General features: G+C 60.3%; 24 protein-coding genes. 11 read left to right on the plus strand and 13 right to left on the minus strand.

Going from position 1 to position 18950, the window contains the following annotated elements; genetic code table 11:
* Nucleotides 1–106: 106 nt before the first annotated feature.
* The 3 genes from rpsI to zapE form a co-directional block, all read right to left on the minus strand.
* Nucleotides 107–496: a 30S ribosomal protein S9 gene (gene rpsI / locus JH15_RS02835; RefSeq protein WP_043526814.1), complete on the minus strand. Its 390-nt coding sequence runs from the start codon at nt 494–496 to the stop codon at nt 107–109.
* Nucleotides 497–509: 13 nt separating this feature from the next.
* Nucleotides 510–938, minus strand: coding sequence for a 50S ribosomal protein L13 (rplM, locus tag JH15_RS02840; protein WP_043528699.1), 429 nt, complete (start codon nt 936–938; stop codon nt 510–512).
* A gap of 161 nt (nt 939–1099) precedes the next feature.
* Nucleotides 1100–2290, minus strand: a complete 1191-nt coding sequence (gene zapE, locus JH15_RS02845) for a cell division protein ZapE (protein ID WP_043528702.1) — start codon at nt 2288–2290, stop codon at nt 1100–1102.
* 182 nt (nt 2291–2472) lie between these two features.
* On the opposite strand from zapE, the gene JH15_RS02850 reads away from it, so the two are divergent.
* Nucleotides 2473–2910: a Z-ring associated ZapG family protein gene (locus JH15_RS02850; RefSeq protein WP_043526816.1), complete on the plus strand. Its 438-nt coding sequence runs from the start codon at nt 2473–2475 to the stop codon at nt 2908–2910.
* Nucleotides 2911–2936: 26 nt separating this feature from the next.
* On the opposite strand, the gene JH15_RS02855 is transcribed toward JH15_RS02850, so the two are convergent.
* The gene (locus JH15_RS02855) at nt 2937–3695 is read right to left on the minus strand and encodes a Nif3-like dinuclear metal center hexameric protein (protein ID WP_043526818.1); all 759 of its coding nucleotides are present in this window, start codon (nt 3693–3695) and stop codon (nt 2937–2939) included.
* Nucleotides 3696–3799: 104 nt separating this feature from the next.
* Between JH15_RS02855 and JH15_RS02860 the strand changes: the two genes are divergently transcribed.
* Nucleotides 3800–5023, plus strand: a complete 1224-nt coding sequence (locus JH15_RS02860; RefSeq protein WP_043526821.1) for a Do family serine endopeptidase — start codon at nt 3800–3802, stop codon at nt 5021–5023.
* A 29-nt stretch (nt 5024–5052) separates the two neighbouring features.
* Here JH15_RS02860 and hisD read toward each other — a convergent pair whose 3' ends face one another.
* The 9 genes from hisD to JH15_RS02905 form a co-directional block, all read right to left on the minus strand.
* Nucleotides 5053–6375 (minus strand): histidinol dehydrogenase, encoded by a 1323-nt coding sequence (gene hisD / locus JH15_RS02865; protein WP_043526822.1) that lies wholly within the window; start codon nt 6373–6375, stop codon nt 5053–5055.
* A 76-nt stretch (nt 6376–6451) separates the two neighbouring features.
* Nucleotides 6452–7111, minus strand: a complete 660-nt coding sequence (hisG, locus tag JH15_RS02870; protein WP_043526825.1) for an ATP phosphoribosyltransferase — start codon at nt 7109–7111, stop codon at nt 6452–6454.
* A gap of 85 nt (nt 7112–7196) precedes the next feature.
* The gene (gene murA, locus JH15_RS02875) at nt 7197–8459 is read right to left on the minus strand and encodes a UDP-N-acetylglucosamine 1-carboxyvinyltransferase (RefSeq protein ID WP_043526827.1); all 1263 of its coding nucleotides are present in this window, start codon (nt 8457–8459) and stop codon (nt 7197–7199) included.
* A 15-nt stretch (nt 8460–8474) separates the two neighbouring features.
* Complete coding sequence (locus JH15_RS02880) at nt 8475–8729, minus strand: BolA family protein (protein WP_043526829.1); 255 nt, start codon at nt 8727–8729, stop codon at nt 8475–8477.
* Between the two features lie 125 nt (nt 8730–8854).
* On the minus strand, nt 8855–9184 hold the full coding sequence (locus JH15_RS02885) for an STAS domain-containing protein (RefSeq protein WP_043526831.1): 330 nt from the start codon (nt 9182–9184) through the stop codon (nt 8855–8857).
* A complete protein-coding gene (locus JH15_RS02890; protein ID WP_052383865.1) occupies nt 9181–9834 on the minus strand; it encodes an MlaC/ttg2D family ABC transporter substrate-binding protein in 654 nt (217 codons plus the stop codon). Before JH15_RS02890 ends, JH15_RS02885 begins: the two co-directional genes overlap by 4 nt.
* A 31-nt stretch (nt 9835–9865) precedes the next feature.
* Complete coding sequence (gene mlaD, locus JH15_RS02895) at nt 9866–10336, minus strand: outer membrane lipid asymmetry maintenance protein MlaD (RefSeq protein ID WP_043526833.1); 471 nt, start codon at nt 10334–10336, stop codon at nt 9866–9868.
* On the minus strand, nt 10333–11115 hold the full coding sequence (mlaE, locus tag JH15_RS02900) for a lipid asymmetry maintenance ABC transporter permease subunit MlaE (protein WP_043526836.1): 783 nt from the start codon (nt 11113–11115) through the stop codon (nt 10333–10335). Before mlaE ends, mlaD begins: the two co-directional genes overlap by 4 nt.
* A complete protein-coding gene (locus tag JH15_RS02905; RefSeq protein WP_043526838.1) occupies nt 11112–11924 on the minus strand; it encodes an ATP-binding cassette domain-containing protein in 813 nt (270 codons plus the stop codon). Before JH15_RS02905 ends, mlaE begins: the two co-directional genes overlap by 4 nt.
* A 137-nt stretch (nt 11925–12061) precedes the next feature.
* On the opposite strand from JH15_RS02905, the gene JH15_RS02910 reads away from it, so the two are divergent.
* The 9 genes from JH15_RS02910 (at nt 12062) to ptsN (ending at nt 18928) form a co-directional block, all read left to right on the plus strand.
* Nucleotides 12062–13012 (plus strand): calcium/sodium antiporter, encoded by a 951-nt coding sequence (locus JH15_RS02910; RefSeq protein WP_043526840.1) that lies wholly within the window; start codon nt 12062–12064, stop codon nt 13010–13012.
* Nucleotides 13013–13017: 5 nt separating this feature from the next.
* Entirely contained in the window at nt 13018–14010 is a 993-nt protein-coding gene (locus JH15_RS02915; protein WP_043526843.1) for a KpsF/GutQ family sugar-phosphate isomerase, read from the plus strand.
* Between the two features lie 12 nt (nt 14011–14022).
* Complete coding sequence (locus JH15_RS02920; RefSeq protein WP_043526845.1) at nt 14023–14577, plus strand: KdsC family phosphatase; 555 nt, start codon at nt 14023–14025, stop codon at nt 14575–14577.
* A gap of 5 nt (nt 14578–14582) precedes the next feature.
* Nucleotides 14583–15173 (plus strand): LPS export ABC transporter periplasmic protein LptC, encoded by a 591-nt coding sequence (gene lptC, locus JH15_RS02925; protein WP_043526847.1) that lies wholly within the window; start codon nt 14583–14585, stop codon nt 15171–15173.
* Nucleotides 15170–15709, plus strand: coding sequence for a lipopolysaccharide transport periplasmic protein LptA (gene lptA, locus JH15_RS02930; protein ID WP_052383866.1), 540 nt, complete (start codon nt 15170–15172; stop codon nt 15707–15709). The genes lptC and lptA overlap by 4 nt, the downstream gene beginning before the upstream one ends.
* Before the next feature lie 6 nt (nt 15710–15715).
* Entirely contained in the window at nt 15716–16441 is a 726-nt protein-coding gene (gene lptB, locus JH15_RS02935) for an LPS export ABC transporter ATP-binding protein (RefSeq protein WP_043526849.1), read from the plus strand.
* 177 nt (nt 16442–16618) lie between these two features.
* Nucleotides 16619–18028: an RNA polymerase factor sigma-54 gene (locus tag JH15_RS02940; protein ID WP_043526851.1), complete on the plus strand. Its 1410-nt coding sequence runs from the start codon at nt 16619–16621 to the stop codon at nt 18026–18028.
* Nucleotides 18029–18137: 109 nt separating this feature from the next.
* Nucleotides 18138–18446, plus strand: a complete 309-nt coding sequence (hpf, locus tag JH15_RS02945) for a ribosome hibernation-promoting factor, HPF/YfiA family (RefSeq protein WP_043526853.1) — start codon at nt 18138–18140, stop codon at nt 18444–18446.
* A gap of 5 nt (nt 18447–18451) precedes the next feature.
* The gene (gene ptsN / locus JH15_RS02950) at nt 18452–18928 is read left to right on the plus strand and encodes a PTS IIA-like nitrogen regulatory protein PtsN (RefSeq protein WP_043526855.1); all 477 of its coding nucleotides are present in this window, start codon (nt 18452–18454) and stop codon (nt 18926–18928) included.
* The last annotated feature ends 22 nt before the right edge of the window (nt 18929–18950 follow it).

Below are 18950 nucleotides of genomic sequence, written 5' to 3' on the forward strand. Positions count from 1 at the left end.
GATACTCGACCATGGTTGTTATCTTGCGCCAAGCCATTGTTTATAAAATGAAAAAGCGCCCAGGCCTGTAAAGGCCTGGGCGCTTTTGTCGCGGCCGGGAGCGAAATTAACGCTTGGAGAACTGCGGACGACGACGCGCCTTGCGCAAACCGACCTTCTTACGCTCGACTTCGCGTGCGTCGCGAGTCACGTAACCGGCAGCACGCAGCGGCTTGCGGAATTCTTCGTTGTACACCATCAGCGCACGCGTGATGCCGTGACGAATGGCGCCGGCCTGAGAGGAGCCGCCCCCACCCTGCACTGTCACGTAAACGTCAAACTGACTGACGGTCTCGGTCAGCTCGAGCGGCTGGCGGACCACCATACGACCGGTCACGCGACCGAAATAGTCGTTGAGGTCCTGGCTGTTGACGGTGATCTTGCCGGAGCCCGGCTTCAGGAACACGCGGGCAGTCGATGTCTTGCGGCGCCCGGTACCGTAATACTGCTGTGTCATGGCGAGAGATCCCTTAGATGTTCAGTTCGAGCGGCTGCTGAGCGGTATGCGGATGCTCGGCACCGGCATAGACCTTGAGCTTGGAGTACATGGCGCGGCCCAGCGGCCCTTTCGGCAACATACCCTTGACGGCGGACTCGATGACGCGCTCGGGGGCGTGCGCGATCATCTTCTCGAAATTCATCGAGCGCAGACCACCCGGATAACCGGTGTGACGATAATAAGTCTTTGCCTGAGCCTTGTTGCCGGTCACGGCGACCTTCTCGGCATTGACAACGACGATGTAATCGCCGGTATCGACATGAGGTGTGTATTCCGGCTTATGCTTGCCGCGCAGGCGGCGAGCAATCTCGGTAGCCAGACGACCGAGCGTCTTGTCCTTGGCGTCGACGACATACCAGTCGCGCTGGACGGACTGCGGCTTTGCACTGAACGTCTTCATGGATGAATCACCAAACTGAATGTATTGGGCCTTGTACCGGACATGACGCCCTGGATACGCGACCATCCCTATTTTTCTTGGTTGCGTGCCTGCTTCATGGCACGCAACGGTACAGCGAGCGCGAATTATACATGACAGCACGCCGAAGGTTAATAGCTCTGTCAGGGTTTATGCGGCAACGCCAGGTATTCCTGTGACTGCATCTCCTGGAGGCGCGAAAGTGTCCGCTCGAACTCGAAGTTGAGATTGCCTTCGCTATATAGCTCCGGCGCCGGGGCTTCGGCGGACATCAACAGCTTGACGGCACGATCGTAAAACTCGTCCACCATGTTGATGAAGCGACGCGCCTGGTCATCACTACCGCGCCCCATGCATGGAACGCCCGACACGAATACCGTATGAAATTCACGCGCAAGCTCAATGTAATCGTTCTGGCTGCGAGGACCATCACACAATTCGGTAAAATCGAACCAGACGACGTCATCATGTAGGCGCCGGGCCTTGAGCACGCGCCGGTTAATCTCGATCGTGACGTCGGACTCCCCCTCGTGCCCGGCAATGCTCTTGAAACTTTTCGCGAGCAGCGCCTCGGCCTCCTCATCAAGAGGCGAGTGGAATATCTCGGCGTGTTGCAACGCACGTAACCGGTAATCGATGCCTGAATCGACGTTGACCACTTCACAATGCCGTTTCAGAAGGTCGATTGCCGGCAGAAAACGGGCGCGCTGCAGGCCGTCCTTGTAGAGATCGTCAGGTACGATATTGGACGTCGTGACCAACACCACACCCTGCTCGAACAGGGCCTCGAGCAGATTGGCGAGAATCATGGCGTCGGTGATGTCCTTGACGAAGAATTCGTCAAAGCAGATGACACGCGCCTCACTTGCGAACTTGGCCGCGATGAGCCGCAACGGATTCTTCTCGCCCTTGTAATGATCGAGCTCGTTGTGCACCCGCTGCATGAAACGGTGGAAGTGGGTGCGCATTTTTTCGGGGAACGGCAGCGCCTCGTAGAACGTATCTACCAGATAGGTCTTGCCGCGCCCCACCCCTCCCCAGAAGTACAACCCCATGATGGCCGGCGGGGCCTCATGCGGTGAGGCGGGCTTGCTGTTCTTGCCCAGGAGACTGGACATTCGCGATTTGAGACCCTTGCCGGAACTCACTGGTTTAGGCGGTGTTCGGGGGGTCGCGAGCAGATCGTCATACAGACGCTGAAGATGTTTGACGGCCTTTTCCTGGGCGGGATCATACTTGAAATCGTCGCGTTCCAGATCGGCACGGTAGCGCTCCAGCGGCGTCATCGGCCTATCGGCACCGGGGGCACTCGAAGAAGAGGTTGTCGCGCTCATTGACGTTTCGGCTACCTCACAGCTGGTCATCGAGCCGAGCATTATACGCGCCTCGGTCAATTTCGCCTATGTAAGGCGGCTATCGATTGACCCGGGTCTCGCTCTCGTTCCTATAATGGGACGCCAACTGCTTAAGGAGCAGGCCGTGCCTTGGCTCCGGTAGAAAACCGAAGGGGAAGCATGTGTACGAAAGCAATATCTGGATACTAGCCATCGTCTGTGGTCTTGCCGGCATCGGCATCGGCGCCCTGGGCTACCACCTGCTCAATGCCAACGTGGCAAGGAATCAGAAGGTTCGCCAACGACTGGCGGAAACCGAACTGGAGCTCAGCCAGGTCAGGGATGCATTGAACGATCACTTCGCTCGTGCGGCGGATCTGGTTGCAAGCATACAGCGCCAGAGCCAGGAGCTGGAGCACCAGCTGGCGCAAGACGCTGACCGTTTGTGTGACGACCTTCAGGTCAAGCGTCGTCTCGCCTCCGTTGATGCAGAAGAGCCGCTAGCGGACTCTCCCGCGATGCCACGCGATTATGCCGATGGTGATCGTGGCACCTTGGCTGAAGACTTCGGGTTGCGCAGGGACGAAGAGTCCTCAAACGTTCAGCCGCCTCGCTACTGAACGACAGCAGCAACGACAGACGCGCATTACGCCGGATTATCGATGTCGACGAAGCGATGTTCGATATCGAACCGTTCGGCCAGCCATGCCCCGAGCGCCTGTACCCCGTAGCGCTCGGTGGCATGATGCCCGGCCGCGATGTAGCTTATGCCCATCTCCCGAGCCTGATGGGTCGTTCGTTCTGATATCTCACCGGAAATGAAGGCCTGAGCGCCGGCATCCGCAGCGGCCGCGATCATGTCCTGAGCCCCCCCGGTACACCAGGCGACACGTTCAATGAGCCCGTCGTGGCCGTCAATCACCATAGGTTTTCGCCCAAGCTTCTCGTTGACCAGAATCGCCAGCTCGTTCGTCTTCGTCCCGCCTGGGCAAGCGCCCAGCCACAGCAAACCGCTGCCCAACTCGCCGTCGATACTCCGTTCGAACTCAAACCCGAGCCGATGCGCCAACTGCGCGTTATTGCCCAGCGTGGGATGTGCATCCAGTGGGAGGTGGTAGGCCAGCAAATTGATGTCGTGAGCCAGCAAGGTAGCCAGACGACGGCGCTTCATACCGGTAATGGCGACAGGTTCGTTTTTCCAGAAGTAACCGTGATGCACCAGCAGTAAGTCCGCCTGCCAGGCAACGGCCTCATCGAGGAGCGCCTGGCTGGCCGTCACGCCGCTCATGACCCGGGCTACCCGGTCGGCCCCCGCCACTTGCAGGCCGTTTACCGTATAGTCCTTGAACCGTTCGGCCTGAAGCTCCTTGTCGCAAGCCTCTACAAGCACATCTCGGGATATCATGGGGTCTCCTTCGGACATGGGGAATAAAGCAATGTTACAATAGCGCCATTGTAGCCAGCGCCGCCTTTCTCAGCGACCGCCTACCATGACTCAAGGACCGCTTCATGCGTCGATACCTGATGCCATTCGTGTGGCCTGTCATCACTGGTCTATTACTGGCTTTAGGACTGCTTTATGCGTTTCCGGAACTGCGAGGTGAAAGCCCCCTGTTCTCTTCAGGGCAAGAAACCGTTTCGCAGACCTCTAGCGACTCGACAAGATCAAGCGAGCAGGCGCTGAGGGCCGCTCCCGAGCTTTCCAATGCACCACCCATGTCCCGCGAGCAAGGGCCCGTCAGCTACGCCCGGGCGGTTGAACGTGCCGCACCGGCCGTCGTCAACATTTACTCGTCGCGTGTCGTCGAAAACGAACAGCACCCCTTGATGTCGGATCCCTTCTTCCGCCAGTTCTTTGGGGGGGACATGCCCAGCCGACAACGGATGCTGTCGAGCCTTGGCTCTGGCGTCATCGTCAGTCCCGAAGGGTATGTACTCACCAATCATCATGTCATCAACGACGCAGACCAGATCCAGGTGGCCCTGCGCGATGGACGCGAAACGCTTGCCGAAGTAATCGGCACCGATCCCGAGAGCGACCTGGCCGTGTTGCGCATCGACCTGGATGCGCTGCCGGTGATTGCCATGACCGACTCCACACAGACCGCAGTTGGCGATGTGGCGTTGGCCATAGGCAACCCGTTTGGAGTCGGTCAGACCGTGACCATGGGTATCATCAGTGCGACCGGACGCAACCATTTGGGGCTCAACGCCTACGAGGACTTCATCCAGACCGATGCGGCCATCAACCCGGGTAATTCAGGAGGCGCCCTGGTCAATCCGGAAGGCGGGCTGGTCGGCATCAATACCGCCATCTTCTCACGCTCGGGCGGCTCTCAGGGCATTGGGTTTGCCATTCCGACCAACCTGGCGCGTGACATTCTCGAACAATTGGTGACCCAAGGACGGGTGATACGCGGCTGGCTCGGTGTGGAAGCCCAGGAAATGACCCAGGAACTGGCCAGTTCGTTCGGCTTGAATACCCTGGACGGCGTCGTGATCGCGGGCGTGGTGCCTGGCGGTCCGGCCGATCAGGCCGGGCTGAGGCCAGGCGACATCCTGCTCAAGGTCAACGATCGCCCGATCATCGATGCGCGTGCCGCCATGGCCGATATCGCCGCCATCGAGCCTGGCAATCGTCTGGCGCTCGAAGTGGTACGCAATGGGCAGCGCCGGGAAGTCAAGGTCGAGGTCGGGGAGCGGCCGCCCCCCGTGATGAATCCTGAGCGGTGATTATCGCCGAAGCCGTAGACGCAGTCAGATCAAGGCTCGATGCGGTACTCGGCGGAGCGTGCATGCGCCGTGAGTGACTCGCCTCGCGCCAGCACGGACGCCGTCTTGCCCAGCTGCGCCGCCCCCTCGGCGGAACAGTGAATGATCGAAGAGCGCTTCTGGAAATCATATACCCCCAAGGGGGATGAGAAGCGTGCCGTACCCGACGTGGGCAGGACATGGTTGGGGCCGGCGCAGTAATCGCCCAGCGCTTCAGCCGTATGGCGCCCCATGAAAATGGCGCCGGCGTGACGGATTTCAGGCAACCAGGTATCAGGCTCTGCGACCGATAGCTCCAGATGCTCGGGGGCGATTCGGTTGATGATACGCAGTGCATCCTCACGATCCGCGCAGTGAATCAGCGCGCCTCGCTCTTTCAATGAGGCACGAATGATGGCTTCGCGCTCCATGGTCGGCAGCAGCCGCGCCATCGCCCCCTCCACCGCTGCAAGATGGTTGGCATCCCAGCTGACCAGGATTGCCTGCGCATCCTCGTCGTGCTCAGCTTGCGAAAAGAGATCCATGGCCAGCCAGTCGGCATCGGTAGCGCCATCCGACACCACAAGAATTTCCGAGGGACCGGCGATCATGTCGATGCCCACCTGCCCGAAGACGGCACGCTTGGCCGTCGCAACGTAGATGTTGCCCGGCCCCACGATCTTGTCGACGCGCGGCACGCTTTCGGTACCGTAGGCCAAGGCCGCGACTGCCTGTGCCCCGCCCAGGGTGAAGACATGATCCACTCCCGCCAGATGCGCGGCCGCCAGAACCAGCTCGTTGAGCACCCCGTCCGGAGTCGGCACTACCATGACCACTTCACGCACCCCAGCGACATGAGCCGGTATAGCGTTCATGAGGACCGATGAAGGATAGGCGGCCTTGCCGCCCGGGACGTAGATCCCGGCGCGATCGAGAGGAGTGACCTGCTGACCCAGCACGGTGCCATCGGCTTCGGTGTACTGCCACGATTCGGGTTTCTGGCGCTCGTGGTAGCTGCGTATGCGCTCTGCAGCGATCGATAGCGCTTCACGCTGCTCCTCTGGCAGCCCCACGAAAGCCTGCTTGAGCCGTGCCGCGTCGAGCTTCAGTTCATCCATGCTTTGCGCTGACAGGCGATCGAAGCGATTGGTGTAGTCGACCAAGGCACGATCGCCATTAGCCCTGACTGTCTCGATGATCGTTTCGACACGCTGCTGTACATCGGCGCTGGAAACTCCTTCCCAAGCCAGGAGCTTTTCGAGACGGACATCGAAATCCGTGTCGGACGTGGCCAGGCGTGAAACGGATAACTTAACGGGATCGCTATTGCTCATGGGATTCTCTACAAGCGTACTATCTATCAGTGGGCCATGACGTCGTGGGCCAGAACGAAGCCGGCGATACTCGTGGTCAGGCTGGTGCATCGCTGGTTTTCCGACGTGCGGCTACGGCCAGGCGCAGTCGTTCGATCAGCGGCTTCAGCATGTCGTGCTTCATGGTCATGGAAGCCTTGTTCACGACCAGACGCGTACTGATCGAGGCGATGAGCTCCCGGGGCTCCATCCCGTTGGCCTTCAGGGTATTACCGGTATCGACGATATCGACAATCTCGTCCGCCAGATTCATCAAGGGGGCCAGCTCCATGGCACCGTAAAGCTTGATGACTTCCGCCTGGGTGCCCTGCTCGGCGTAGTACCGCCGCGCCACGTTGACGAACTTGGTGGCGACCCTACGACGCGCGCGGGCCGGCTCGCACCCCTTGACGCCGGCAGTCATCAGACGACACTTGGCGATCTCCAGATCCAGGGGCTCGTAGAGCCCATCGGCGCCGTGCTCAAGCAAGACGTCCTTTCCGGCGATGCCCAGATCGGCCGCCCCGAGCTGGACATAGGTCGGCACATCGGTCGCGCGAATCACGACCAGCTTGACCCCTGGTAGATTGGTATCGAAAAGCAGTTTACGGCTCGCCCCCAGATCTTCGGCAGGAACGATTCCAGCATCCGCCAATAGCGGCAGGGTTTCTTCGAGAATACGCCCCTTCGACAGGGCGAGTATCAATTGCTTGTTCATAAGCGCTTTCGTTTCGTGAATGGGCGAAGCGAACCTGGACGTCAATGGCCACGCTACCGAGCCGGCGCAACGCAGCCTGGCGGATCTAGCCCGGCACCCGCCTGATCCTGGCTCCCAGCAAATGCAGCTTCTCCTCGATGCACTCGTAGCCTCGGTCGATGTGATAGATGCGATCAACCATGGTTTCGCCGTCGGCATGCATGGCCGCCACGACGAGCGAGGCCGAGGCTCGCAGATCGGTCGCCATGACAGGCGCCCCGGACAACCGCTCCACACCGGTGATCAATGCCGCATTCCCTTCCAAGGCAATGTTTGCCCCCATGCGATTGAGCTCCTGAACGTGCATGAAGCGGTTTTCGAAAATGGTTTCGACGACGCGGCTGCTGCCTTCTGCCACGGCATTGAGCGCGACGAACTGCGCCTGCATGTCCGTGGGAAACGCCGGATAGGGCGCCGTGCGTATATTGACCGCCCGGGGACGACGCCCTTGCATGTCCAGCTCAATCCAGCCTTCACCCGTCGTGACCTTGGCACCGACTTCCTCGAGCTTGGCCAACACAGCTTCGAGTATATCTGCGCGGGTGTTGCGAACCCGCACCCGGCCGCGACTGATCGCAGCAGCCACCAGAAAGGTACCGGTCTCGATACGGTCGGGCATCACGTCATGGTGACAACCATGTAGCCGCTCCACACCCTCGATGGTGATCGTATCCGTGCCATGACCACGAATGCGCGCCCCCATCTTGATCAAGCACTCGGCAAGATCGACGATTTCGGGTTCGCGTGCTGCATTCTCGAGAACCGTCACACCATCTGCCAATGTCGCCGCCATGAGCAGGTTTTCGGTGCCGGTCACGGTCACGGTGTCAAGGTAGATCGTCGCGCCCTTGAGCCGCCCCTCGACACTGGCTCGAATATAGCCCGCTTCGACACGAATCTGGGCCCCCATCGCTTCGAGCCCCCGCAGATGTAGGTCGACAGGACGTGAGCCAATCGCGCAGCCCCCTGGAAGCGAGACATCGGCCGTGCCGAAATGCGCCAACAGCGGCCCGAGGACGAGGATGGAGGCACGCATCTTCTTGACCAGCTCATAGGGAGCATGGCACTGGCGCACCTGGGCCCCGTCGAGCTCGATGGTCATCTTCTCGCCCATCACCGCCTCGACACCCATCCTGCCCAAGAGCTCGAGGGTGGTGGTGATGTCCTGCAAGTGTGGCAGATTACCTATGGTAACGGGGCCTTCGGAAAGCAGGGTGGCGCAGAGAATCGGCAGTGCCGAATTCTTGGCGCCACTGGCCCAGACTTCGCCGTCGAGAGGCCCGTTGCCGGTAATGATCAGTTTATCCATGTCGATGCGTTCCCGTCAGGCCCCACTATTTTCAGGGGCGTTCTGCCACTGCGACGGGGTGTAGGCCTTGATGCTGATAGCATGCAACGCACCGCTGGCGATCTCCTCCGACAAGGCGCCATAGATCAACTGCTGTCGTTTTACCGGAGAGAGCCCTTCAAAGACATCACCCACGGCGATGACCTGAAAATTGCAGCCCTCACCCTGAATGTAAAAATCGCAGCCGTCGACGCGGGCGTCGAGTAGCCCTTTGACATCACTGGGTTGCATGGGAGGAGACTCCTTGCTCACGAATCGATGACAGAGCCCCGGCCAGGCCGAGGCACAAAGAGAACCATGGTAAAGAAAAGCGCCGACAATGGCGATGGCCGGGGCGGTATTCGCTCGGAGGGAGGCTAGACAGTTTCGATGGGCAGCAAGGAATCGAGATCGGCGACAGCCGTAAGCCTGGCAAGCGCAGGCGAAAGAACCACCTTTTCGACGTTCAGTTCGGCAGCATGCGAGCAGCGCGTCCAGTCGAGCAGAACGCTTAGCGCTGCACTGCTCACACGATCGACGCCGCTCAGGTCGAAGCTAACCGTTTGCCCCGGGGCGACGGCGCTCAGCCATTGGCGCCCGGAGGCGGCCAGCGGAGCCGCCACGTCGAAATCGACCTCGCCGGTTATCCGCAGCACCGCATCGCCGGCTTCCAGGCGAGTGTCCGGTCGGCTGAAAAGGGGGGTCATGCCGACCCACCTTCCTCGAGCTCTTCGACACCCACTTCCGGCGCCCAATTATTGATGACCGCATCGTAGTCACGATTGCGCTCACGCATCGCCTGGTCGAACTGGTTACGGAACGTCAGCCCGAGGTTGATACCGTTGACGATGACATTCACGACCCGCCATTCGCCGTTGGTCAGGCGAAGCGTGTAACTGACGGGAAAGACCTGGCCGTCGCTCGCCACGACCTCCATGGCTACGCTGGCCTGATCTTCATGGCGAGGGTCGCGCTGGTCGTCGAGGACACGCAATTCACGATAATCGAAGGTCACCAGCCCCTTGGCGTAGGTATCGATCAAGGTCTGACGAAAGGTTTCGACGAAGCGCGAACGTTGCTCAGGCGTGGCGTTATTGAAATACCGCCCCATGACGCTGGCACCGATGTAACGAAAGTCGGCCACTCCCTCCAGGCTTTCGTCCACTAGCGCCTCGAGTTCGTCGAGGTTTTCGGCGAAATAGTCACGACGCCCCTCAATCTGAGACATCAACGCGTCTACATTCTTACGTATCAATTGCTCCGGGCTCTGGCCCTGCTGCGCCATGGCTCCAAAAGCCACCAGCATCATGACCAGACCCAGCCAACACTGCCGTACCGCCTCAGGTATCATTTTCATACCGCTGCCGACTCTCTCGTTGATTCAACGTTCAATTGGTGGCCATATTCGACACGAACTGCTGGATGAGCTCCTCCAGCACCAGCGCCGACTGCGTATCATGCAAGGTATCGCCCGCTTGCAGGGTTTCCGGATCGCCGCCCACCGTCAGCCCTACATACTGCTCGCCAAGCAACCCAGCCGTCAGGATGGCCGCCGTGGTGTCACGCGACAGCTGCCCTTCGAGACGGCCATCGAGCTCGAGGACGACACGTGCATCGTACCATTCGGTGTCGAGTTCAATGGAACTCACCCGCCCTACCGTAACGCCGGCCATGGTGACCCGGGCACGCGGCTTGAGCCCCCCCACATTGCCGAAGTTGGCCTCGAGATTGAATGTATCGGCTGTGCCGATGCCCGTCGCCGACAAGCCACTGACACGGAGCCCCAGAAACAACAGCCCCAAGATACCGGCGAGCATGAACAGGCCGACCCCCATTTCCATCATTTTGCTGCGCTTCATCCCAAGTCTCCAAACATCAGCGCGGTCAGCACGAAATCAAGCCCCAGTACAGCCAGTGACGAATAGACGACGGTGCGTGTCGTCGCTCGAGATATCCCCTCCGATGTCGGCACCAGGTCATAGCCCTGGAATACCGCAATCCATGTCACGACCCAGGCGAACACCAGGCTCTTGAGCATGCCATTGCCTACATCATCGAGGAAATCGACACTCGACTGCATGTTGCCCCAATACGACCCCTCGAAGACGCCTAGCCACTCGACGCCCACCAGGTAGCCACCGCCGATACCCACCACGCTGAACCCCACGGTAAGTAACGGCAGCGATACAAAGCCCGCCCATAGCCGAGGCGCAACGACACGCCGCAGAGGATCGACACCGATCATCTCCATGCTCGACAACTGCTCGGTGGCCTTCATCAGGCCGATTTCCGCTGTCAGTGCAGAGCCCGCACGCCCAGCGAACAACAGCGCAGCCACTACCGGCGCCAGCTCGCGGAGTAGCGATAACGCCACCATCTGACCCAACGCCTGCTCGGCGCCGAAATCGACCAGGATAGTGTAGCCCTGCAGTGCCAGCACCATGCCTATGAAGAGCCCCGAAACCAGCACGATGGCTAGCGACATGACCCCGACGAAGTGCATCTGTCGCAGCCACAACGACCAGCCCTCACGAGACGGCACGCCTACGGCTGAAAGCCCCAGGAAAATACCGGCGCGGCCGAGCGACACCAGCAGGTTACAGCCGGCCTGCCCCAGACGTTGTATCCAAGCGGTCATCGGCGTCCCCCTGTCGCAAGGATATCGGCATGGTATTCCCGTCCCGGATAGTGGAACGGCACCGGCCCGTCCGGCTCGCCGTGCACGAACTGCCGGACCCGGGCATCTTGGTCGACGTCCAGGCTGGCCGGGGTGCCGTGCGCCATGACCTTGCCGTCGGCGATGACATAAACGTAATCGGCTATCGACAAGGTCTCCTTGATATCGTGCGAGACCACCACTGCGGTCAGGCCCAGTGCCTGATTGATGTGCTTTATCAATTGGACCAGCACGCCCATGGATATCGGATCCTGACCGACGAAGGGCTCATCGTAGAGGATCAGCTCAGGATCCAGCGCCATGGCGCGGGCCAGAGCGACGCGTCTCGCCATGCCACCGGAGAGTTCGGATGTCTTGAGATGACGAGCATTGCGCAACCCCACCGCCTGAAGCTTCATCAATACCACGTCGCGAACCATGGCATCGGGAAGGTCGGTATGTACCCGCAACGGAAACGCCACGTTTTCGTAGACGTCCAGGTCGGAGAATAGCGCGCCACTCTGGAAGAGCATGCCCATGCGACGCCGCAAGCGAAAAAGCGCCCGACGCGATAGTGCATGGACATCCTGGCCATCGATCACGACGCGCCCGGCATCGGGCACCAGCTGCCCACCGATCAGCTTGAGCAATGTCGTCTTGCCGGTGCCGCTCGGACCCATGATGGCCGTAATCTTCCCGCGCGGGATGGATAAGTCGAGTCCGCGGAAAATCTCCGTCTCGCCTCGCGAAAAGCGCAACCCCTCAACCACCACGAAGGGCGTCTCTGTCATGCCGCAAACCCCTGAATAATATTATCGAACATCGTATCCTAACTAGGGGCGTTCTCGCTAGCGAGAACGCCCCACCTTGCATAGGGCTCGCATCAAGGCGTTAAATATGCCGCCCATACACGACCCGAGCCCCTCTTATGGTCATGCCCGCTCTCGCTATCCTGATCGGCTTCGTTGGCCTGATATGGAGTGCCGATCGCTTTGTCGGTGCCGCTGCCGCTACAGCCTACCGTGCCGGCATGAGTGCCATGCTGGTGGGAATGACCGTAGTTGCGCTGGGCACCTCGGCCCCGGAGATCGTCGTCTCGGTGATGGCCTCGCTGGATGGCACACCGGACCTTGCCACAGGCAACGCCCTAGGCTCGAATATCGCCAACATCGGTCTGGTGTTGGGCATAACGGCCCTGGTAATGCCAATTCCCGTACGCTTTTCAGTCGTGCGCCGCGAATTGCCCTTGTTGCTGGGGGCGACCGGCCTGGCGGGCTACGCCCTGGCCAACGGCGTGCTGGGTCGGTTCGATGCACTATTTCTAGTGCTACTGCTGGGCTTCAGCCTGTGGTGGCTGTTTCGTGCCGACACCCCCGATGAGAATCTCGCCGAAGTCCCCGACATGGCGCTTCCCAAAGCGCTGGCCTGGCTGGCCGCCACGTTGATACTGCTCGTCATCAGCTCACGCTTCCTGGTCTGGGGCGCTACCCAGGTAGCGCTAGCCTTGGGGGTCAGTGAGTTGGTCATCGGCCTAAGCATCGTCGCCATTGGCACCAGCTTGCCGGAAGTCGCCGCCTGCGTAGCCAGCGCCTTGAAAAAGCACCACGATATCGCCATCGGCAATGTCATTGGCTCCAATCTGTTCAATATGCTCGCGGTCCTGCCGGTGCCCGGCTTGATCGCACCGGGCATCATCGACCCGGCCGCCGGCGAGCGCGATTATCCGGTCATGCTGGGAATGACGCTTCTACTGGGTACGCTGTTGTTGTGGCACCGACATGGCAATATCGGCCGGCTTCCCGGTGCATTCATGCTGGTATGCTATGTAAGTTACCTAGGCTGGCTGATCGTCAGCGGCAATCCCACCGGCCTTGGCTGAAAACTATGGATACGTCTCAGGTTCACGAACAGGATTCGCCATTTCGCACCAGCGCCCGCCGCACCCTCGGGCTGGAACAGCAGGCCATTGGGGCGTTGATATCCAAACTCGGCACCGATTTCGACCGGGCCTGTGAGCTGATGCTCGCGTGCCAAGGGCGTGTCGTAGTCACCGGTATGGGAAAATCCGGTCATGTGGCTGGTAAAATCGCCGCCACCCTTGCCAGCACGGGTACGCCCGCGTTCTTCGTTCATCCCGGTGAAGCCAGTCATGGCGATCTGGGCATGATCACGCCCATCGATGTCGTCCTTGCGCTTTCCAATTCCGGCGAGACGAATGAAGTCACCGCCCTTCTGCCGCTACTCAAGCGCATGGGCGTTCCCTTGGTCAGCATGACCGGACGCCCCGGCTCGACACTGGCCAAACATGCCGACGCCCATCTCGACGCAGGCGTCGAGCGCGAAGCTTGCCCGCTGGATCTTGCGCCGACTTCCTCGACGACCGCCGCACTCGCCCTGGGCGATGCCTTGGCGGTCGCCCTGCTGGAGGCACGCGGGTTCACTGCCGAGGAGTTCGCCCTATCTCATCCCGGCGGCAGCCTGGGCCGCCGGCTGTTGCTTCGTGTCAGCGACTTGATGCATCGTGAGGAAAGGTTGCCTCGCGTGGCCTTGGGTAGCCCGCTTCGCGATGCCCTGCTCGAGATCACCCGCCAGGGTCTGGGCTTTACTTGCGTGACTGACGCAGACGGTCGAATGGTCGGCGTATACACTGACGGCGACCTTCGGCGAACGCTCGACCAATACGCCGACCTTCGTTCGCTCAAGGTCGATGACGTCATGACACGCCCGGGGAAGCGCATCAAGGCTGACGTGCTGGCCGCCGAGGCGGTACGTGTCATGGAAGACAACCGCATCACCGCGCTTGCCGTCGTCGATGACGATGGCAAGCCTGTGGGAGCGTTGCATATGCATGACCTGCTGAGTAGCGGTGTTATATAAAAGGAGCTGCACATGAGTCCCGATCACACCCTTCCCCCCGAGCTGATCGCTTGCGCAAGAGCAGTGCGCCTGCTTGCCATGGATGTGGATGGCGTACTCAGCGACGGGCGTCTCTATTTCCAGACGGACGGTCAGGAAATCAAGGCGTTCCATACCCAGGATGGCCATGGCATCAAGCTGCTGCGGCGGGCGGGTATCGAGGTCGCCCTGATCACCGGCCGCGAGTCACCCATGGTCAGCCGTCGTGCCGCCGCCCTGGGCATTGAACATGTCTATCAGGGCCGGGAGGACAAGCTTGCCGTTCTGCGCCAACTGAGTGCGCGCCTCGGCCTGGAAATGGAGCAGGTAGCCTATTGTGGGGACGACCTTCCCGACCTGCCTGCGATCCGTCGATCTGGCCTGGGCATCAGCGTGCCTAACGCGCCTGCTTATGTACGTGAGCATGCGAATTGGGTCACCCAGCGCACAGGGGGGCATGGGGCCGCCAGGGAAATCTGTGACGCCCTGATGGATGCCCAGGGGCACTGGGGAGCGGTCGTCGATACTTATCTCCACGAGAAGCTCTGAACCCGATGCCTTTTCGGCTTTATCGCCCCTCGCCCAAGCTATGGCTGTTTCTGCTCCTGGTCGGAGTCGGCGGCATTCTGGCAGTACTGGATCTACAGGATGTGGGACTGTCCGGCCCCATCCCCCGCGACGATAGCGGCGAGCCGGATTACTATCTGGAAAACGCCACCTTGACCCGCTTCGATGAGCAGGGCCGAGCCCACCAGCGGCTGGAGACTCCGCGCCTCGTGCATACCCCCCATGATGACGTGACGCGCACGCAACAACCAGTCGCCCGATTCCTGGATAGCGATGAGCGCATCTGGTTCGGTCGCGGCGATACCGGTATCCTTGGTCCCGAAGGCGTTCATCTGATTCTAGAGGGCAATGCCCGGCTCAATGCGCCCAGTGAAGGCTGGCAACTCGACACCGAGACGTTGCATGTCGACACCCAGCGCGGCCATGCCTGGAGCGAGACGGAAGCAGTGCTTCAGCAGCCCCCCCAGCGCATCCGCGGCGAGCGCTTCGAAGCCTGGTTCAATGAAAGCCGAATGCGGCTGACCGACAACGTGAGGGGCTTTCATCCGCCCCAGGACCAAGAGGTTGACTCACCATGACGCGACAGACACTCCCCTGCACTCGCCATGGCGCCCTCATCGTCGGCGCGCTCATCGCAACAGTGACACTACTCGCGGTGTCACCGGCCATGGCCTTGCAAAGCGATGCCCAACAACCCATTGAAGTGGCTGCCGATCAGCTCGACCTCGATGACCGCGATGGGACGGCCGTCTATTCGGGGGACGTCGAGATACGCCAGGGGAGCATGCAGCTGACCGGCCAGCGGGTCGAGATCCAACGCAACGATGCCGGTGAGGTGTCCCGCATCACGGCAACCGGCCAGCGGGCCTATATCGAACAGCAGCCTGCACCCGACGAGCCGGTCGTCAAGGGGTGGGGGCGCACGATTGTCTACCACTCTGCGGAGCGCCGAGTCGAGCTCATTGACCAGGCCGAACTCCACCAGGCGGCCGATACCTTCGACGGCGCCTACGTGCAGTATTACCTCGATCGCCGCACCGTCCAGGCCCGCTCCAACGTGCAGGGCAGTGAAAAGCAGCGTGTGCGCATGACTCTCAATCCAGAGCAGGAATAAGGCCCCATGAAGACCTTGACCGCGCGACACCTGGCCAAGAGTTATAATCGGCGCCGTGTCGTTCAGGACATCAGCCTGCATATCGATCAAGGCGCCATCGTTGGGCTGCTCGGGCCCAACGGGGCTGGCAAAACCACCTCGTTCTACATGATCGTTGGCCTGGTTCGTTCCGACGCGGGCGAGGTTCACATCGACAACCACGATCTCTCCCGTGCCGCCATGCACGAACGAGCGCGGGCGGGCATCGGCTACCTTCCCCAGGAAGCGTCCATCTTCCGCAAGCTCTCGGTTGCCGACAATATCATGGCCATCCTCGAGACCCGCTCAGATCTCGACAAGGCAGGCCGGCAGGCTCGCCTCGAGCAGTTGCTCGAGGAGTTCCACGTGACCCATATCCGGGACAATCCCGGCATGAGCCTGTCGGGTGGCGAGCGTCGGCGCGTCGAGATCGCCCGCGCCCTGGCCACCGAACCGGCGTTCATCCTGCTCGATGAGCCTTTCGCCGGCGTCGACCCCATCTCGGTTGGCGAGATCAAGGGTATCATTCGCCAATTGCGTAGCCGCGATATTGGCGTATTGATCACCGACCATAACGTTCGCGAGACGCTAGATATCTGTGATCGTGCGTATATCGTCGGTGATGGCAAGATCATTGCCGAAGGCAATGCTGAAGCCATTCTAGGCAACCAGCAGGTTCGCGACATCTACCTGGGCGAAGACTTCCGGCTCTAAGCCACAATATTTCGCTTTACAACTTACTGATATTGCTATTTAGATTTCAGCATGGCACATCGATTGCGCATGGCATGTTTATTGCTTTAATTTAGACCCCAACTGCTTGCATGCCAGCCGCCGGCGGGATAACGTATCGTCTCATTTGTCTGTGATCGAGCGACCTCATCCCCCACCATGGCCATGAAACCCTCCTTGCAGCTGCGCGTCGGGACCCAACTGACCATGACGCCTCAGTTGCAACAGGCAATCGCCCTGTTGCAGCTTTCGACGCTCGATCTGCGTCAGGAAATCCAGCAGGCGCTGGAATCCAATCCGATGCTGGAACTCGAGGAAGACTTCACCGAGCAGGACGCCATAGAGCCCCCCGAAGACGACTGGAACAGCGAGATTCCCCAAGAACTCTCGGTCGATAGCGATTGGTCCGACACCTATCAGGATGTAGCCCCGTCCAGCAGCGGCGAAGCGCCTGATTTCGAGCGCAACGCCAGTGGCGAAAGCTTACAGGATCACTTGCGCTGGCAATTGGCCATGACCGATCTCACGGATACGCATCGGCTGATTGCCGAAAGTCTGATCGACGCAGTATCGCCCAGCGGCTATCTCGACTCGAGCCTTGAAGACCTCTGTGATGGGCTGCGCCAGCAAGGCTTGGCAACACTCAAGTTGAGCGATGCAGAGCACGTGCTGTTGCGTTTACAGCAATTCGAACCTACGGGCATATTCGCCCGCGACCTGCGGGAATGCTTGCTGTTGCAACTCGGCGCGCTTCCGGATGATACGCCCCTGCTTCCCCAGGCCAAACGCTTGGTACGCCAGTTTCTCGAGGCATTGGCAGGCGACGACCGCAAGATGCTCAAGCGCCGGCTTCGTCTCGAGGATGACCAGCTGGATGCCGTCATCGCCTTGATCAGGTCGCTCGATCCCCGACCCGGCCAGGCGTTCGACGATAGCAGCGACGATTATGTCATTCCCGACCTGGTTGCCCGGTACAGCCAGGAAGGTTGGCGAATCGAGCTCAACCCCGAGGCGCTGCCACGCATGCGCATCCAGCCCGATTACGCGGCATTGATCAAGCGAGCCGATAAGAGCGACGACAACACCTTCATGAAGCAGCACCTGCAGGAAGCACGCTGGCTGCTGAAAAGCCTATCGAGCCGGAACGACACCTTGCTGCGGGTTGGACGTGAAATCATGGCCCGCCAACTCGATTTTCTCGACCAGGGCGAGGAAGCCATGAAACCGCTTATTCTCGCGGATATCGCCCAGACCGTAGAGATGCACGAGTCGACGATCTCCCGCGTGACGACGCAGAAGTATATCCACACGCCTCGTGGCGTGTTCGAACTCAAGTACTTCTTCTCCAGCCATGTGGGCGGTGACGAGGGCGACGCCCATTCCAGCACCGCCATCAGGGCACGCATCAAGAAACTGATCGCCGACGAACCGCCACGCAAACCCCTTTCCGATAGCAAACTGGTCGAGGCACTGGCCGATGGTGGCATTCAAGTGGCTCGCCGCACGGTAGCCAAATATCGCGAAGCCATGGGCATCCCCCCGTCCAGTGAACGCAAGCGATTATCCTGACGCTACCACTCGGCTGGCTAGCCATGAGAAAACCCTCGCTTCGAGGGGTTTGCTCTTGTGGAAAAAGGGTTACAATCGAAGCGACATCCGCGAGGAATAGGAGCGTGCCATGCAAGTCAATATTACCGGCCACCACGTCGAGTTGACCGACTCCCTGCGCAACTATGTGAACGAAAAGCTCACTCGCCTGGAGCGTCACTACGACAACATCACCACGGTGCAAGTCACGCTCTCGATAGAAAAGGAGCGGCAGCAGGCGGCTTGCACACTTCACGTGGCCGGTGCGGACCTGCATGCCGTCGCTCAGGATGTCGACATGTATGCGGCTATCGATGCGCTCGCCGATAAACTCGACCGTCAGCTCGTCAAACACAAGGAAAAGGCACAGGCCCGCGCTCAAGGCGCTGGCGCTCGCTGAACTCCATGAATCTGCAAGCCATCCTACCCCCGGAGCGGACCCTCTTCGACGTTCCGGGGGGAAGCAAAAAGCGTGTGCTAGAATTTTTCAGCACCTTCATTGCCCAGAACACACCCAGCCTGGATAGCCAGGAAGTTTTCAGTCGCCTGATAGGACGCGAGCGACTGGGAAGTACCGGTATAGGCAGCGGGGTAGCGATTCCCCACGCCCGGGATCCGCATTGCAAGGCGCCACTTGCTGGCTTTCTCAAGCTTGCCGATGCAGTGGACTTCGATGCCGTCGACGGCGAACCTGTCGATCTCGTATTCGTGCTACTGGTGCCTGAAGAGGCCGATGATACCCATTTGGCCCTGTTAGGGCAGGTAGCAGGCATGATGAACGATGCAGAGGTTCGCCATCGCTTGCGCCAGAGTGAAAGCCAGCGCGAATTGCACGAGATCCTGCTGGAGGCCATCCAGCGTCAGAACGACGAATCGGCCTGAGCGAGCCCTTTCCCGCTTACAC

This window comes from Litchfieldella xinjiangensis (genome assembly GCF_000759345.1).
Taxonomy (GTDB): Bacteria; Pseudomonadota; Gammaproteobacteria; order Pseudomonadales; family Halomonadaceae; genus Litchfieldella_A; species Litchfieldella_A xinjiangensis.

Coding starts and splice junctions, on each gene's coding strand:
- hisD (WP_043526822.1), bottom strand. CDS start 6,375: ATGAGCAATAGCGATCCCGTTAAGTTATCCGTTTCACGCCTGGCCACG.
- ptsN (WP_043526855.1), top strand. CDS start 18,452: ATGAATCTGCAAGCCATCCTACCCCCGGAGCGGACCCTCTTCGACGTT.
- hpf (WP_043526853.1), top strand. CDS start 18,138: ATGCAAGTCAATATTACCGGCCACCACGTCGAGTTGACCGACTCCCTG.
- JH15_RS02860 (WP_043526821.1), top strand. CDS start 3,800: ATGCGTCGATACCTGATGCCATTCGTGTGGCCTGTCATCACTGGTCTA.
- JH15_RS02905 (WP_043526838.1), bottom strand. CDS start 11,924: ATGACAGAGACGCCCTTCGTGGTGGTTGAGGGGTTGCGCTTTTCGCGA.
- JH15_RS02880 (WP_043526829.1), bottom strand. CDS start 8,729: ATGCAACCCAGTGATGTCAAAGGGCTACTCGACGCCCGCGTCGACGGC.
- mlaD (WP_043526833.1), bottom strand. CDS start 10,336: ATGAAGCGCAGCAAAATGATGGAAATGGGGGTCGGCCTGTTCATGCTC.
- zapE (WP_043528702.1), bottom strand. CDS start 2,290: ATGAGCGCGACAACCTCTTCTTCGAGTGCCCCCGGTGCCGATAGGCCG.
- JH15_RS02915 (WP_043526843.1), top strand. CDS start 13,018: ATGGATACGTCTCAGGTTCACGAACAGGATTCGCCATTTCGCACCAGC.
- JH15_RS02885 (WP_043526831.1), bottom strand. CDS start 9,184: ATGACCCCCCTTTTCAGCCGACCGGACACTCGCCTGGAAGCCGGCGAT.
- JH15_RS02920 (WP_043526845.1), top strand. CDS start 14,023: ATGAGTCCCGATCACACCCTTCCCCCCGAGCTGATCGCTTGCGCAAGA.
- mlaE (WP_043526836.1), bottom strand. CDS start 11,115: ATGACCGCTTGGATACAACGTCTGGGGCAGGCCGGCTGTAACCTGCTG.
- JH15_RS02855 (WP_043526818.1), bottom strand. CDS start 3,695: ATGATATCCCGAGATGTGCTTGTAGAGGCTTGCGACAAGGAGCTTCAG.
- lptA (WP_052383866.1), top strand. CDS start 15,170: ATGACGCGACAGACACTCCCCTGCACTCGCCATGGCGCCCTCATCGTC.
- rpsI (WP_043526814.1), bottom strand. CDS start 496: ATGACACAGCAGTATTACGGTACCGGGCGCCGCAAGACATCGACTGCC.
- hisG (WP_043526825.1), bottom strand. CDS start 7,111: ATGAACAAGCAATTGATACTCGCCCTGTCGAAGGGGCGTATTCTCGAA.
- murA (WP_043526827.1), bottom strand. CDS start 8,459: ATGGATAAACTGATCATTACCGGCAACGGGCCTCTCGACGGCGAAGTC.
- rplM (WP_043528699.1), bottom strand. CDS start 938: ATGAAGACGTTCAGTGCAAAGCCGCAGTCCGTCCAGCGCGACTGGTAT.
- lptB (WP_043526849.1), top strand. CDS start 15,716: ATGAAGACCTTGACCGCGCGACACCTGGCCAAGAGTTATAATCGGCGC.
- lptC (WP_043526847.1), top strand. CDS start 14,583: ATGCCTTTTCGGCTTTATCGCCCCTCGCCCAAGCTATGGCTGTTTCTG.
- JH15_RS02910 (WP_043526840.1), top strand. CDS start 12,062: ATGGTCATGCCCGCTCTCGCTATCCTGATCGGCTTCGTTGGCCTGATA.
- JH15_RS02890 (WP_052383865.1), bottom strand. CDS start 9,834: ATGAAAATGATACCTGAGGCGGTACGGCAGTGTTGGCTGGGTCTGGTC.
- JH15_RS02940 (WP_043526851.1), top strand. CDS start 16,619: ATGGCCATGAAACCCTCCTTGCAGCTGCGCGTCGGGACCCAACTGACC.